The following is a 15,902-nucleotide window of genomic DNA, read 5'->3' as shown; positions in this document are numbered from 1 at the left end:
CTCCTTTTTAAACATCATATTGAAGAGAATTAATTCCATCCCCTAAAAATTCTGAAGCGTTGTTAAATTCGGCAGGATCATATTTGGTATAGGAAACTTGTAATGTCAAAGTAATATTTCTTAAGGTTTCAGAATGGGCAAATTTCTCTTGAGCTTGTTGTTTGAATTCTTTTCTAGTAGTGTATCCGTCATCCCCATCGCGGAAAATTAATAACGCCCAAGTCGGCGGTGTGCCGTCGATAAAGTATGGTAAGAAGCGATCATCCGTTGTCTCTTTAATCGCCGCTGTCACGATTTGTAGCAATTCATTTTTTTGTTCAGGACTTAATAAGTTACGAATACTTTCCCAATAGGCCACTCGGATCACGACCAAATATAACGGCGCTTCATAACGTGTAGAAATGTCAGAAAATAAATCGAATCCTTCCTCGTACATTTTTGCTGTTCTTAAATTAGTTACTGCATCTAACGCATTTAACCGTGAAGTTTCTTTACGTAAGCGAATATTTTCTTCTTCAATCGTACGAATTTGATAAGTCACTGCATAGATTGTTAAACAGTAGAGCGGCGGCATGATTAGCCAAAATAATGAGCCATAGCTAAACAAATCATGATAGACATACTGATATACAACATAAGTCAATTGTAGAAAAATAAATATAAGCGAAAATGTTAACCCCGCTGTAATTCCTACAAAATAGGTAACGATAATTAAGATAACTGAAATTAATAGACAACTTAAGTCCACAAAGAAATCATTCGTTCCTAAGGCCATAAAGATGGTTGTGCCGACAACCAAAACAATTCCTACCAACAAAGTTAAATCCAAAAGTAAGGTCACTCGTTTTTGATTCACTCTATTCCCCACCTTTCAAATTCTTCTTCACGATGAAGAACGCACTTAATCCAATAATAGTCATACCAATTAAGAAGACAAATAGATAAATCATTAATTTATGATTATTGACAATTCGTTTACCTAATGATTCGTTGCTAACGTTGCTTACACGTTTTTTGAAACGATAATCATAGCGACGATAGTTCGGATCGACCACAATGGCATCTCCTTTGTACATAGAAGTATTCTTCTCTGTATTCACTTGTGTAGAGGCTAAAAAGACACCTTGTGATTTAGCTCCTGTTAAGATTAACGCCGCGGCTTTCGCATTATATGGAGAAAACATTAACTGCGCCGTACCGATTTGTTTACCATAATCTTTTTCGATACTCAGTTTCTCGTTTGAAACAAAACGTGTGAAGTCCTTATCATAATGGAAATATAATTGATCGTTTAACTTACGAATCATCGGATTATCCTTAGGCGTACCAAAAATAATCAAGTTATGATTTTCTAATGCCGCATTTTTAGGCGCTTTTTTATAATACGTAATCTCACCGACATTACTTTCGGCATAATTACCAATTAAGTTAAATAGATTGGTCAACACTTTAAAATAGTTATCGTCCATTTTTTCTGGTAATAAAATCGCTAAATCAGCAAAAGAACGGCTTCTGATAAAAATGTTCGGATAGTTGTTAAATAATATGTCATTCAGTTCTTCTGTTTGAATAAACGCATTCGAATTATTTTCAATAAAGGCCCATGGAGTCTGACCATTTCGTAAAACTTCTGGTGATTTAACATTCAAATCAAAAGCAACTTTTAAAACAAAACTATCAGCAATTTCTAAGTTCTTTGGAAATTCGAGATTTAATTCATCACCGTTCGCACGAGCAGCGGTTAATTTCTTGCTGCCAATTGGTTTATCATTGGCATAGACCGTCACTAAAGAAGAATCAAAATCTAAGTTTTCAGCATATTTAAAATGTAAATGTACGCGACTTCCATTGGCATTGTTTCGATCCACTGGTAAATTGACAAAGTACGTTTGTTCTTGGTGATAGGCCCCTTCTAGCTTGTCCCCCGTTGAGGTTAATGGATAATTACCATCAAATTCTAAAGTTGAACTAAACGTATCGGTATTCTCATCAACTGTTGTCTCTTCTTTATCTGTTTGGGTCATTAATTCATAGTTGGCTAAATAACGTCCCGCACGAACAAGTAAGTCCTCATCTTTAGAAGTAGCTACTAAAACATGCTTATCTGGTTGATTGAAAAATTTTAAGACAGCCTGGTCCTCCACACGTTTGCTATCAATTTGACTTTTATACTGATCTGGTAATTTATCATAGCTGGCAATAATCAACTGATAGGGTGCTGACTGTTCTTTGTTCAAAGAAGCCATTGGCAACAATTCTTCTGAAGTAGTAATCAAACGAGCAGCACCAGCTAACGCATGGGTCGCTGCAGCTAATTCTTTTTCCGATGCATTTTCTGGTGTCAAAATAACACTGTGTTTATTCGCAATCGTGTCTGCTCCCACAAAATGATTATAAAAAGAATGAATTGTATTCTCTGGTAATTGTAAATCGTATTGGAAGTTTACGTTAGATCCTTCATACATCGTTAACCAATTTGCCGGAGTTTCAATTAAATTATACATGTCGTTTCCTGCCTGATTAATAATTTGGCCTTCAACAGTCAATGTATTTGTCTCTTTAATCAGTTCCAAAGGGATTTCAATCGTCTTTTGTTGAATACCAGTCGTATTTTCAGGACGCCAAGAATAAAACTTCACACCATTAACTGCCACAGTTAAATCTGAGGTCTGATTATTTTTTAATTGTGTGATTTGGTAAGTCATATTGAATGATGCTTTTTTTACGTCCCAATAATCAATTTTTGTAAAATACATGGTGCTACGGACAGAAGTACCTGTTAAAGAGATTGTTTTATTTTGAAAAGGTTGTGTAAAGGTATGGTTGTCTTGTTCTTTGTTTTCGGCGTATACGGTCGGACTTGCGACACCAATCAGAATTGCCAGAAAGAACAACCCTATTAAAGTGACTGTTTTTTGTTTCATTGCACGTTTCCTCCTTATTTAAATCGTTCTGTTTTGTACCATTTTGTTTGTGTTTGTTTATGAAAAACATTTTCTTTAATATACATCACCATGCCATAAGCGGCGACTACTAGCCACATCTGACTGTATGTAATATACATCAAGGCAATAATTAAGATATTCTCTAAAGTCATTTCGCCTTTTTCGGTCGTAATACTGACAAAAGTACTGAAAATAAATAACAAAATCGCTAACAACCACAAGGAATTGCTAAATCCTTGCAGGGTCGTTGTTAAGTAACCAGACATTGATAAAACTAACATGATGTCTGACAAAACGAGCGATGTCATTAAGAGAAAATAAATGGACAAGAAATATAAAATATCAAAACGGATCCGACTCGCTTTAGGATTAAACAATAATTTAGCATTTTTAACAATGACATAAATATTGCCTTTGACCCATCGCGTCCGTTGTCGGAACCAAACTGACAAAGTTTGTGGCTCTTGCTCCCACGTCACTGCTTTTGGTTGAAACTTAATTTTATAGCCCATCATATAGATGCGAAAACTGATTTCTGTATCTTCGGCTAACGCTTTGTCATCCCAGCCGCCAATGGCTTCAATAATACTACGACGAACAATGAAATTTGTGCCAGGAATCGTGCATAACTTAAATAATTGAAAACGACCGGCTTGTGCCATCCATTGAAAGGCAAGTGTTTCGATATTAATAAAGCGTGTCAACAGGCTTGCATTGCGATTTCTCGTTCTAAATTTACCAATAACCGCGCCGTATTCCTCACTAGCGATTAACTCCCCGACTAAATAACGAAGTGCATTCGGTTCAGGTGTATTGTCCGCATCATAAATGGCAATCACGTCCCCCTTGGCTTGCTTGAAACCAATGTTTAAAGCATTAGACTTACCTTTCCCACCTGTTATATTGTCTGTATTAATAATCTGCAAATTTCGATTAACCGCCTTTTTTTGGACGTTAGCTAAAAGTTCAGCACTATTATCACTTGAGTTATCATTAATCACAATAATTTCATAGCGATCTTGCGGATAATTAAAATTCAATAACGCTTCAACTGTCCGCACAATGACAATTCCTTCATTATGGGCCGGCACCATAATTGAAACAAACGGTGCATCTTCGTCCTCTACAGGTGGCGGTGCGACAGGATCTGTTTTTAAATAATAAACATAGCCAAAAATAACTAAGAGAATATTTACAATTAGTAGACTCCAAATAATGATAGTTGCTGTTAACATTACAATGTCAGCAATGGTCATTTGTCTTCCTCCTTATTAATATATTTCGACCGATAATTCTTTCGTCCAATCATAAACAAAATAATCAGGATGATTAAAGTTAGCGTAACAACGCCAATCAAAATATTGTTTGTGATACTGAAAAAGAATGAAAATAAGCCTGTAAATCGTTGTTTTTCAACTGTTGAGGCCCCTGTATCAGCCAAACCATTGACAATTTGATTGTTTAAGAAGAACCGATTATTCCGAAATTCGATTTTCTGCGTTTGTGTTTGAACAGTGAAATGTTGATCCGCTTCTGAAACGCTAAACACTATTGGTGCTTCCTTGACTTCTTGAATTAGATGATCCACTTCTTTTTTAGAATTTGGAAATGAAAAACTAATGGTGGTCGGCATTGGAAATCGATAGTCATTTGGATTATCTTTATCTGTCCATTCAATCCCCGATAAATAATCATACGGTAGATCAAACAAAGCATTCTTATAAGTGATTGATTCTCCCGTTTGGTTCCGATAAAAAACGCGTTCAATCGGCGGATTTTCTCTTAGAATCACTGTATCACTAATTGCTAGACCATCCTCTTGGTATTGAAGGTCTTGATTCCAGTATCCTGGAGCAGAAATGCCTACTGGATAGACATGTCTGTCGACCAATAAACTAATCTGCTGCTCCATCAATTGTTTCAAGGCACGTTGGTCATTTAAATCAACATTGTTAACGACCGGTGTTTCTAAGAAAATAACCCCTGTCGAAGCAAACGCACGTAACGCATTCGTAAATAGTTTATAAGGTAAAATCGTATTGTTTTGTGAAACGCTCGTACTGGATAAAATATAAGGATATGTGGTTTTAACTAATTCTTCTTGCAAATAGGTTGCCACAGACATATCTCTTAACGGGTTAAAATCAGAAATCGTCAAAAACGGCCGTGACATTTTTTCACTTTCCAGCCATTGACTAATTACGTCCAAGCTTTCTAAAAAAACAGCGCCTTTGCGTTCAAACATTGGGAGAAAAGCATGCCCATTCTCAATTACACCAAATGGATATTCTTCTGGTGCTAATTCTTGTGTTTTTAATCGACCAACTGTCTGACCTTGCGTATTTTCCAGCACAACTGATTGATCTTGAAAAGGCAATACTTGAGAAAAGCGGTTTTTTTCATCTTCTAACCGATATTGACGATGACTTAATTCTTTCCATGTACCGCTAAAATATTGTTTTTCATCGTCACGCATGTTTCGACCAATGTGTAATTGTTTACCTTTAAAATGAACTCGATCTGCTAGAAAATCAGAGGCAATAACGCCGGCTTGTTCAGGCCAATTCACCATAGAAATCAAACTGTCATAGCCATCATTTAGCAATTCGCCAGGTACATAATCTGATACCGCCACACTCTGAACTTCTACTCCAAAACTCGTCAACACTCGTTGTAAAGCATCCACATCATTTTCTTTTTTCCCAGCAATATTCAAGCTGTCATAGACAAGTAAGACATGTTTACTTGGTGCAGCCAGCGCCGGTTTGGCAAAGCCACAAAAAACGAAAAAGAGTAAGAAACACACCCAGCCAATAAGATATTGTTTATTTTTCAATTCCCTCTACCTCCCCAATGACTTGTGGTGTTGTATCTTGCCACATTCGTTTACCAATAACATCAGAAACAATTTGTAACAAGAGAAAATCTAAAAATACTGAGACTAAAAACAAATGACGTACTAAGTCACTATCCCCATCAATAATAATTGTTGAAATGAAAACAACTAATAAATTTAGATAAATCCCTGTCATTAAAAAGAAGCGAAAAACTAATCTGGGTTCGTTTCTCTTGAGTCCTCTGTATAAACCAACGCCATATAAACCAAACAGAATCACGCCTAATAATAGATAGAAAGCAAAGTTTTTAGGGAAAAAACTGGCTTTAATACGGTTATACACCATAAAAAATTTAGATTGTTCCAGCGGTGCACGCCCCGTCGTTTTCTCAAAATTCCCCACATTATTAGGCTTTACTAAGTAAACATTTGGTACCGCTGAATTCAGTCCTTGCCATAATTCAGATGGATAATTTAAATAATTCAATAACACCCATCCAAAACTCGTTTTATCAAAAAAATCTTTTTTCATTTGTTCAGAAGTTGGTGACACAGGACTGTATTCTTCAAAGTAGGAACGTCCCTTTTGCAACCCATATTGCGGGTTGATTCCGCCCTCTGACATCCGTTTATCTGGAACCTTACTATCCTTCATTACACCGCGCGTCATACTGTGGTAGACATCACGTTCATAGATATCGTTAGGAACGATAAAAGCCGCTAATGTTGTAAAACCAATCAACGCAATTAAAAAGGCCGTCATTGACAATCGTTGGTAACGTTGTGATAAGTAGACAAAAAATCCTAATCCAGCAATAATTACGCCAATAATCAGCAAATATTCTTGGCGTGTTGTTCCTATTAAAAGTACTACTGCTTGTGCCAAGATAACTAAAACTATTCTTCTGAGCCAAGTTCGTGGTTTCGTCACCCGATAAAAATAGACTGAAAATGCTAAGACACTCACAGAAAGTAAAAAACTCGTCGCTTCAGTATAAAAGGAATTAAAATAAATCGTATAGGAGGTATCCCCCAAGATGAAAATAACCAACAAAGAGATAAGATAACTTTTTTTCAAAGATACGCCTTCGGTTAAGCCTCGTACCAGAATATAAATTGACACTAAAAAACAACTAAGATAAACGAAACCTAAGAAACGAATATCGAAAAGTGTTTGACTATAAAAAAGTTTATTAAGCCAAATGGCAATGGTGATGAAAAATTGTTGAGTGGAAACAAAGTGCGTCGTTGTTTCATTAAAATAACGCATAATTGAAAAGTCCTTAACAAAATAGGCCACATTGTCGTAGCTATCACCATTGACACGATAAAGACTATTTGAATTTAACACACGAAAATACTCGCCATTATCTCCCAAGCCATTAATCGGATAAACAAATAACAAAATGCTTGTCACTAACCCAATCCCTAAAACGGCCAAAAGACTTGGAGAAATATAACGACTCAACCATTCAAAAGCCGAGTTCATGTGTTTTTTGATCTTTTCCATGCTTTCACCTCATCTAGAAATCATAGGCCAAAAGAGCCATTAAGTTATTATAGGAATAGACTTGTTTCGTAACTTTATCACCAAATCCTCCATAAATCGGACTGCTTGAATCCATAATTTGAAAATTATTAAGTACTGTAATTGCCGCACGATACAACTCTTTGTCATTTTCGGCAACACCAATTAAAGCCGCTATCGCATAACTGGCTGCAGATTGATTTTTATCCACGGGCGATCCATTTAAATCATACGAGTTAAAAAGCGTTCCTTGCTGAACTTGTTTTCGTACAAAATCAATACTAGTCTGTTTCGCCATACCCACTTCACTTAAATGGACAATCGTTAATAAAGATTCAATAATATTAAGTGTTCCGTTGTTTTCGTATTTATTTGTTTGATGATTAAACTTCGTTTGATAAAGAGGTAAATCATCAGAAATATAGCCATCGTCTATTAATTGGTAATGATACTGCAAGTAGTCTGCTGAAATCCCAAATTCTTTGTATAAATAACCCAGCGTAATTAAGTCAATATAAAACAAAGAAGTTTCTGAAGACTGTTGTTTTGATTTACTATCATAAAAATCAATTAGAATATTATCTTTCATAGAGGTTTTCATAAAACTCTTGCCTAATTTTTTAATTTCTTGATCATACTGATCTGTTTTAAAATGACCCCCTGCTTCAATTAATGAACGAATGATCCGTAAATCATCAATCGAGGCATTGACATTGTACTTATTGCCTTGCTCGTCAATTCGGTAACTAAATTGGACGCCGTCGTAAAAGGTGTCTTTCGTCTGCTTGTAAAAATTATCAAAACGTCCCTGCGTATCAAAAGCTAAATTACGCAAATATAGACCCGAAGACTCACTTAGCAACTCATGTCCTGTGGCGACATCTTTGCGTTCAGCATCTGGTAAATAATTGGTTAAAAAGCCGCCGTCTGTTTTGAGCCGGGTTTCAATAAAAAACTTCAACAAATCTTTGCGTTCAGCGGTTTCTTTTGTGTGAAATTCATGTTTTGTTAAAAAATGTTGTTTGTCTGTCGACATTAAGCGTTGAATTTTTGGATTCACTTTTTCCACCTCTACTTTATAGGATTTTTCTCTAAACAAAAGAAAATATCCTCCCAGAAGCACCACGAATACCCCAATAAAAATCCAAAGTTTTCTCTTCATTGTTACGCCTCTTTTCCTCACTTCTTTATTGTCAGTGTACACAAAAGTACTTGTTTTTGCGAAACTTACGCTACATCTTCAAGCGCAAGAAAAAAAGCAATCCATAAAAATAAAAGGATTGCTTTAACCGTTTCGTCGATCATTTCCTGTCATCGTAATCTCTTTTGACAGATAACGCACACGTTCCATAATTCGTCTGGCTTTTAGCGGCTCTTGTTCTCCTCGTTGCGTCACGGTTAAATGCTCTTCTAAAGCTTTTAAATCTAGATTGGAAGAGAAAAAAGTAACTAATTGTTCTTGCATTCGGTATTGCAAGATTACGCTTAAAACGTCGTCACGAATCCAACTAGTCATGGATTCCGCACCAATGTCATCAATCATTAATATAGGGGATTTTTTTACTGCATCGAGCTTTTCACCAACTTGATCGCGACCAATGGCTTGCTTCATTTCTACTGTAAATGTTGGAAAATGAACAATTGTCGTAGTAAATCCACGTTCTGCTAAAGCATTAGCCATCGCACCTAATAAGAAAGATTTTCCTACACCGAAGGGGCCTTGTAAATAGAGCCCTTTATGAAATTCTTTTGGTGTCGCAGGATATTCTCTTAAAAATTGCATTGCTTCTGCTAACGCTTTGGCTCGACCTTGAGAAGATGGATCGAAATCTCGTAAATTTGCTTCTCGGACATCTTTTGGCATGTCCATTGCCCTTACTCGATTACGAATTTCTTCTTCCTTCTGACGGGCGATTAAATCAGCCGTTGGGACATACGTTACATCAATGTAATGAAAATTCAACATTAATCTTGGCTCATAGCCTGGAGCAATCATTGCCGGATCGTTTAATTGAAATTTCTTTTTTTCTTGAACAAATTCATACAGCTTAGCATAACTTTTACGAATATCTTCATCGGTTAAACGCTCTCGGTTTGCTTGTATAAAGGCTTGAACATCTTGATCTTTCAATACTTCGTTAACCAGCTCTTCATATCGTTCATTGATGTCACGCTTCTGGATAATTTTTGACATTTCTTTTCCTACGTCTTCCATCATTGGTCACCTCCTTGGTTTAAAAATTCTTGAATTTGTCGATCTAACTCGGCTTGTTCTTCTGGGGAAAGTTTTGTTTCATCGTTTGGCTGATCTGCCCATTCTGGCAATCGCTCTTGTCGAACAGTTTGGCGTTTCCCTGAATAATTTTGTTGTCGCTGTTTTTGTTTGGTTTGGCTTTGTTTTGCCAATTCTCTGACATGTTCAATTGCTTTTTCTGGTGAATGAATGCCACTTTGTCCCCATTCATTCGCAATACTATTCACATACTCCGCTTTTAAAGTCGGTTGTTGTTGAATATTGTAAACATAGTTAATCAAAATATTAATCACACTAGTCGGTAAGCCTGATTTAGCAACCAAATATTTCACTAATGAACGTTCTTGTGGTGTCGTATAGCCGCCTCGACTATTTTTTAAAGCTTCTAAATATTGAATAGGCGGATTCTTTTCACTATCCATAATCATTTGAATATCCAGTTCAGAAAAACCATTCATTTTTAATGCGTTATATCGATACGTTTGTTGCTCTTCCACCGTCAATTGTGCTTGCTTGTTTGTCACTACGTTTGTTGGTTGTGGTTTTTTATCAGGATCAAACGCTTGATGAATCGTTCGCACTAATTCCTTAGGCAAAATTCGACTTGTATAATAGTCAAATGATTTCGAAGCAAAGTCTACCATATCTAACTCATTGATGCCATATAATTGATGAAAAACATAGACTTCTTCTTGAAAACTAGCCTCATCTTCAGGCAGTTGTAAACCTAAACGGTGCAAACCTTCCACAAAATAGTGCCAATCAAAAGAATCTGTTGATACAGAAATTTTCTTCGCTTTTTCTTGTTGAGAAAAAGTTTCTTGAATCGTTGTCAATCGGTTCGCTTCGGAAACAATTTGTTCTTCTTTAAAGGCATAAACCTCTTGAAAGCTAGCGGAAACATTTTGATAGCCCTCTGTTTTGGTAGGATGCGGTTGGAACTTTTGCACTAATTGATCAAATTTCCGTTGTCCAACCCGATTAAATAACACTAAAGCTAACACTTCATCTTTAAAAAAACGAGCGGCTGTTTCAGGTGCTTTTAAATAATATAAATAACAATCTCCTAATTCCCGATCTGTTTTTTTATACGTTTCTAGCAACCCAATGCCTTCTAATTTGTAGCAAGCTTCTTCTAATTGTTGACAACTCAAGTCCAGCAAACTAATTAAATCTGCATGAAACAGCGAGCCATTCTCCTCTGAGTCTGTTGTTTCAGATAACAAAAGCCAATATAAACTAAACGCATTGGCGCCGACAATTGGTTGATATAAAAAGGTTAAAACCTCTTTCTCTTGATCAGAAAGCGGTGAATCAATAACCGCTTGAAAAATATTTTTTGGTTGGATTCTTTGCCGATTTCCTTTCAAAGAAAGACCTCCTTTTTAATTTTCTGAGTCAGGAGAAGAAGATTTTGCTTTGTCGACAATGTCCTGTAACTCTTTCAAAAACACGCTCATATCTTTGAATTGTCGATAAACACTCGCAAAGCGGATGTAGGCAATTTCATCTAGATTGACTAAATCTTCCATCACATATTCACCGATAAGCGTTGTAGAGACTTCATTTTCCCCTAAACTACGCACTCGATTTTCAACATTATCGACAATCTGAACCATTTGTTCCATAGCAACGGGTCTTTTTTCAGCAGAGCGAATGAGCCCACGCAAAATTTTATCACGATTAAATTCTTCACGATCCCCATTTTTCTTGATTACAAGTAATGGCGCCGCTTCAATTCTTTCAAATGTAGTGAACCGATAACTGCAATTTTCACATTCACGACGACGGCGAATTGCACGTCCATCATCTGCTTGACGGCTATCAATAACACGGGAATTATTATGATGACATCTTGGACAACGCATAACGTTCACCTCTTCTATTCTGTATAATTTTTGTTGCCTATATTATAACATGAAATTGCGCTATTACTAGGTCTTTAGAACTGGTTCTTCGTTGAATCTTTGCCATTCTTTAATAAAAACAAAGACTTTCACTGTTTTTTCTGAAATTTTCAAAACATTTTACGCCATTTAAAAAATATTCACTTCTTTCCAGTTTGTTCCTCTAGCCACTTCTTCACTTGTTGTTCCGTTTCTTCTCTAGTTCCTTGATTATCAAACACGATATCTGCTCGTTCTTTTTTCATTTCAATCGGCCATTGGCTAGCAATTCGTTGTTGCGCTTCTTCTTCTGTTAATTGGTTTCGGGCCATCAGACGCTCTTTTTGAATCTTTTCTGGTACATATACCACAGCAACTTGATCCATAATCGCCTCATAATGAGCTTCATAAAGCAGAGGAATATCAACAATAACCAGGGCGGCTTTCTTTTTAGCTTCTTCAATTTGACGTAAAATTTCTTTTCTTAAAAAAGGTTTCAGCGTTTCATTTAACAGCTCTCTTTTTTGAGGACTAGCGAAAATTAATTGTCCTAATTTTTTCCGATCCAATTCACCAGTTGTTAATACTATTTCTGGTCCGAAAGTTTCAACGATTGCGGCTAAGGCTGGTTGCCCTTTTGCAACAATTTCGCGGGCGATAATGTCGCCGTCAACAATTGGATAACCCGCTTTTTTAAAAAGAGCAACAACCGTACTTTTACCTGTCGCAATCCCTCCTGTAATGCCTAAAACTTTTGTCATTTCAATCGACGACCTTTCAATTGTTGGCATTGTGGACAATAATGCGTACCACGTTGTGCCACTTTTGTTTTAACAATTGGCGTACCACAACGATTGCAAGGTAAGCCTGTTTGCCCATAGACATTCAACGCTACTTGAAAAGTCCCTGCTTCTCCTAACGCGTTTAGATAGGTGCGGATGGTGGTTCCACCTGCTTCAACAGCGCGTGCCAAGACGTCAATGATTGCTTGATACAACGTAGCAACTTCCGCAGGTTTTAAGGAATCTGCTGGTTGTTCTGGATGGATTTGCGCTTGCCAAAGTGCTTCATCTACATAAATATTCCCCAAGCCCGTCACTAGCTTTTGATCTAACAGCAATGGCTTAATTGCCTTATGATGCTTTTTCAAGCCTTGTTGAAAAGTAGCTAATTGGAAAACATCTGGTGTTGGCTCTGGGCCCAAAGCTAAAATCCCTTTATATTGATGACCTTGATTCTTAGGAACCAATGTCATACGCCCAAATTTCCGTACATCTAAATAACGTAATTGCGTGCCATCTGTAAAAGTAAACATTACATGGGTATGTTTGGCAATTTCATCATCAGCCTGATGAAATTCATATTTTCCTTCCATCCGTAAGTGAGAAATCATATCATTATCAGACAATTTAAAAATCAGAAATTTTCCTCTTCGCTCAATCCCTTCAATCGTTTGACCAGCTAATTGACCTTGAAATACATCAACTTCTGGTGATTCAATAATTCTTGGCCAAAAAACAATGACTTCTTGAATGGTTTTTCCTACAACAAGTTTTTCAAGTCCTTTTCGCACTGTTTCTACTTCTGGTAATTCTGGCATTATTTTTGCTCCTTTATATAAAGAGGTCTGAACGCTTAGATACCAACGTCCAGATCCTACTTATCCTTATTTTATTCATCGTTCTTAATGGGTAAGCTATTATTTTGCTTCATACCATGTTTTTCCCCAACTGCTATCGGTGATAAGTGGCACATGTAAGGAAACTGCGTGCTCCATCACTTCTTTGACGAGTTGATTTAATTGTTCTAATTCTGATTCTGGTACTTCAAAAACTAATTCATCGTGCACTTGTAATAACATTGTCGCTTGTAATTTTTCTTCTTTTAAACGACGCGCCATTTCAATCATCGCAATTTTTAAAATATCTGCGGCACTTCCCTGAATCGGTGTATTAATCGCTGTACGTTCAGCGAACGAACGTAGATTAAAGTTTCTTGAATTAATATCACTTAAATAACGACGGCGATGATACAATGTTTCCACATAGCCTTTGTCTTTGGCATCGCGGACAATCTCTTCCATATACTGTTTCACGCCTGGATATTTTTCAAAATAGGTGTCAATATATTGTTGCGCTTGCTTTCTAGTAATGCCTAAGTTTTGGGACAAGCCATAATCACTGATACCATAGACAATTCCAAAATTCACCGCTTTAGCTTGACGACGCATGTTAGGTGTGACATCTTCTGCTTTTTCGACACCGAAAACTCGCATTGCAGTGCTGGCATGGATATCTTGTCCTTCCACAAACGCTTCTTTTAAATGCTCATCATTAGAAATATGTGCGAGCACACGTAACTCAATTTGAGAGTAATCAGAAGAGAAAATCAACCAATTATCCTCTCTTGGTACGAAGGCTTCTCTAATTTTTCGGCCTTCTTCTAAACGGATAGGAATGTTTTGTAAATTAGGATCTACTGAGCTTAATCGTCCTGTTTGTGTCAGTGTTTGTACATACCGAGTATGAATTTTATTATCTGGCTGAATTACTTTTAAGAGTCCTTCAACATAGGTCGATTGAATTTTGGCAATTTGACGATAAGTTAAAATATCTGCCACAATTGGTGCTTGTTCTTTTAGTTGTTCTAAAACATCCACCGCTGTTGAATAACCAGTTTTCGTCTTTTTGATCACAGGTAAGCCCATTTTTTCAAATAAAATAACGCCTAATTGTTTAGGTGAGTTCAAATTAAATTCTTCGCCAGCTTCTGCATAGATTTTTTCTTCGATTTCTTTCAGACGTTCTGAAAATTCTACCTGCATTTCTTTTAAGCGCGTGGCATCAACACGAATTCCAGTTATTTCCATATCGCCTAAAATACGAGAAAGTGGTAATTCCATTTTATAGAATAAATCAGCTTGATTCTTTTCTGTTAATTCGCTATCTAATTTGCTTGTTAAAAATTGAATTGCTTTAATCTTACGTGCTAAGTGACCAAAGAAAACTTCTTCGTCCTCTGGCAAGCCTTTTTTGGCCCCTTTTCCATAAATGGCTTCATCAGATTGAATCGCATCATATCCGTAATGTTGTGCTACGCCTTCAATATCCGCGTTATTGTCATTGGTATCAAGTAAATAAGCAGCCAATAAAACATCAAAGGCAATCCCTGTCATTTTTCCTACATAGCGATTTAACGCAACATATGTCCGTTTTGCATCGTAGACATTTTTTTTACGTGTCTCATCCATCAACCAGTCGATAAATGGCTGACTTTCAAAAACAGCTAAATTATTCGTGGTATAAATCTTCTTGTTATTGCCCCAAGCAAGGCCGACAATCGGTGACGTATGATAGTTATCTTCCATCATCTCAACATAAAGAGCCATATCGTCTGTAAACATTTCATTGGTTAACTGATCTTCGACTACTTCAAATAAAATATCTTCCATTTCAACAGGTTCTTCTGTAATGTCCAACTTAGCTAAAAATTGTTTAAAGTCCATTTCTTTATAAAAAGGAACCAATTTTTCTAAGTTTTTTCCTTCATATGCCAAGTCTTCCACATTGACTTCGACTGGTGCATTGACTTCAATTGTCGCTAAACGTTTAGAAAGAAAGGCTTGCTCTTTATCATTAATCAAGTTTTCTTTCATTTTGCTTTTTTTCATTTCATCAATATTCTCATAAACCCCTTCAACTGAGCCATATTGTTTTAACAGCTTAATCGCGGTTTTCTCACCGATTTTCGTTACACCTGGAATATTATCCGACGTGTCGCCAGCCAACCCTTTCATATCAATAATTTGCTTAGGCGTTAACCCATCATATTTTTCAGCAATATGCTCAGGCGTATATGATTCAATATCGCTAACTCCTTTAACAGTGATATCTACTTTGACAGTGTCCGTCGCTAATTGTGTCAAATCTCGGTCCCCTGATAACACGACAACATCAAATTCATCTTTATCAACTTTGTTGGCTAATGTACCAATAATATCATCTGCTTCATAGTTAGGTAGTTCATAATATTTTACGCCTAAACCTTCTAAAAGTTCACGAATATACGGCATTTGTTCTTTAAATTCCCCCGGTGTTTTTGAACGTCCGGCTTTATATTCTGAATAAAATTCTGTTCTGAATGTGGTTTTCCCTGCATCAAAAGCGACTAAAACATGAGTAGGCATTTCTTTTTGCATTACATTTTCAAACATATTGTTAAATGCATAAATAGCATTTGTATGCAAGCCGTTCTTATTTTTGAATCGTTCTAATGAGTTATGTAGCGCAAAAAATGCACGAAAGGCTACACTGTTTCCATCAACGAGTAATAATTTTTTTTTGGTCATTTTTTTCCCCTCATCTTTAGCAAACTAGTTTCCTTTCTATTTTAACAAAAAACTACAGAATTTGCAGTAGACGGCGATTGCAGAATGAAAGAAAAAGGTATTTGA

At 36.4% G+C, this 15,902-nt stretch carries 12 protein-coding genes; all 12 read right to left on the bottom strand.

The window, feature by feature from the left end; genetic code table 11:
- Nucleotides 1-7: 7 nt before the first annotated feature.
- Nucleotides 8-868 carry a hypothetical protein gene (locus tag IGL48_RS03145; RefSeq protein ID WP_002385041.1) on the bottom strand — a complete coding sequence of 287 codons (861 nt, stop codon included), beginning with the start codon at nucleotides 866-868 and terminating at the stop codon, nucleotides 8-10.
- On the bottom strand, nucleotides 858-2,924 hold the full coding sequence (locus tag IGL48_RS03140; RefSeq protein WP_002373524.1) for a cellulose biosynthesis cyclic di-GMP-binding regulatory protein BcsB: 2,067 nt from the start codon (nucleotides 2,922-2,924) through the stop codon (nucleotides 858-860). The genes IGL48_RS03145 and IGL48_RS03140 overlap by 11 nt, the downstream gene beginning before the upstream one ends.
- A gap of 14 nt (nucleotides 2,925-2,938) precedes the next feature.
- Nucleotides 2,939-4,201 carry a glycosyltransferase gene (locus IGL48_RS03135; protein ID WP_002355764.1) on the bottom strand — a complete coding sequence of 421 codons (1,263 nt, stop codon included), beginning with the start codon at nucleotides 4,199-4,201 and terminating at the stop codon, nucleotides 2,939-2,941.
- Nucleotides 4,198-5,781 carry a hypothetical protein gene (locus IGL48_RS03130; RefSeq protein WP_002355763.1) on the bottom strand — a complete coding sequence of 528 codons (1,584 nt, stop codon included), beginning with the start codon at nucleotides 5,779-5,781 and terminating at the stop codon, nucleotides 4,198-4,200. The genes IGL48_RS03135 and IGL48_RS03130 overlap by 4 nt, the downstream gene beginning before the upstream one ends.
- Nucleotides 5,771-7,291 carry a hypothetical protein gene (locus IGL48_RS03125; RefSeq protein WP_010712080.1) on the bottom strand — a complete coding sequence of 507 codons (1,521 nt, stop codon included), beginning with the start codon at nucleotides 7,289-7,291 and terminating at the stop codon, nucleotides 5,771-5,773. Before IGL48_RS03125 ends, IGL48_RS03130 begins: the two co-directional genes overlap by 11 nt.
- A gap of 13 nt (nucleotides 7,292-7,304) precedes the next feature.
- Complete coding sequence (locus tag IGL48_RS03120) at nucleotides 7,305-8,513, bottom strand: hypothetical protein (RefSeq protein WP_002385036.1); 1,209 nt, start codon at nucleotides 8,511-8,513, stop codon at nucleotides 7,305-7,307.
- Between the two features lie 81 nt (nucleotides 8,514-8,594).
- Complete coding sequence (gene dnaI / locus IGL48_RS03115) at nucleotides 8,595-9,524, bottom strand: primosomal protein DnaI (protein WP_002355760.1); 930 nt, start codon at nucleotides 9,522-9,524, stop codon at nucleotides 8,595-8,597.
- Nucleotides 9,524-10,933 (bottom strand): replication initiation and membrane attachment family protein, encoded by a 1,410-nt coding sequence (locus IGL48_RS03110; protein ID WP_010712079.1) that lies wholly within the window; start codon nucleotides 10,931-10,933, stop codon nucleotides 9,524-9,526. The genes dnaI and IGL48_RS03110 overlap by 1 nt, the downstream gene beginning before the upstream one ends.
- 15 nt (nucleotides 10,934-10,948) lie before the next feature.
- Complete coding sequence (nrdR, locus tag IGL48_RS03105; protein WP_002381296.1) at nucleotides 10,949-11,431, bottom strand: transcriptional regulator NrdR; 483 nt, start codon at nucleotides 11,429-11,431, stop codon at nucleotides 10,949-10,951.
- A gap of 179 nt (nucleotides 11,432-11,610) precedes the next feature.
- Nucleotides 11,611-12,210 (bottom strand): dephospho-CoA kinase, encoded by a 600-nt coding sequence (coaE, locus tag IGL48_RS03100; protein WP_002385031.1) that lies wholly within the window; start codon nucleotides 12,208-12,210, stop codon nucleotides 11,611-11,613.
- Nucleotides 12,207-13,049, bottom strand: coding sequence for a DNA-formamidopyrimidine glycosylase (gene mutM / locus IGL48_RS03095; protein ID WP_002355756.1), 843 nt, complete (start codon nucleotides 13,047-13,049; stop codon nucleotides 12,207-12,209). The genes coaE and mutM overlap by 4 nt, the downstream gene beginning before the upstream one ends.
- Nucleotides 13,050-13,148: 99 nt before the next feature.
- Nucleotides 13,149-15,797 carry a DNA polymerase I gene (gene polA / locus IGL48_RS03090; protein WP_002355755.1) on the bottom strand — a complete coding sequence of 883 codons (2,649 nt, stop codon included), beginning with the start codon at nucleotides 15,795-15,797 and terminating at the stop codon, nucleotides 13,149-13,151.
- Nucleotides 15,798-15,902 lie beyond the last annotated feature (105 nt).

Origin of the sequence: Enterococcus sp. DIV1090 (assembly GCF_050537975.1) — a bacterium.
GTDB classification, from domain to species: Bacteria; Bacillota; Bacilli; order Lactobacillales; family Enterococcaceae; genus Enterococcus; species Enterococcus faecalis.
Note: the sequence above shows the minus strand (reverse complement) of the source record. Positions and strands in the feature narration are given on the sequence as shown.

Bases quoted from the DNA above. Each gene is read 5' to 3' on its own strand.
- nrdR (WP_002381296.1), bottom strand. From the start codon at position 11,431: ATGCGTTGTCCAAGATGTCATCATAATAATTCCCGTGTTATTGATAGC.
- coaE (WP_002385031.1), bottom strand. From the start codon at position 12,210: ATGACAAAAGTTTTAGGCATTACAGGAGGGATTGCGACAGGTAAAAGT.
- dnaI (WP_002355760.1), bottom strand. From the start codon at position 9,524: ATGGAAGACGTAGGAAAAGAAATGTCAAAAATTATCCAGAAGCGTGAC.
- IGL48_RS03140 (WP_002373524.1), bottom strand. From the start codon at position 2,924: ATGAAACAAAAAACAGTCACTTTAATAGGGTTGTTCTTTCTGGCAATT.
- IGL48_RS03135 (WP_002355764.1), bottom strand. From the start codon at position 4,201: ATGACCATTGCTGACATTGTAATGTTAACAGCAACTATCATTATTTGG.
- polA (WP_002355755.1), bottom strand. From the start codon at position 15,797: ATGACCAAAAAAAAATTATTACTCGTTGATGGAAACAGTGTAGCCTTT.
- mutM (WP_002355756.1), bottom strand. From the start codon at position 13,049: ATGCCAGAATTACCAGAAGTAGAAACAGTGCGAAAAGGACTTGAAAAA.
- IGL48_RS03125 (WP_010712080.1), bottom strand. From the start codon at position 7,291: ATGGAAAAGATCAAAAAACACATGAACTCGGCTTTTGAATGGTTGAGT.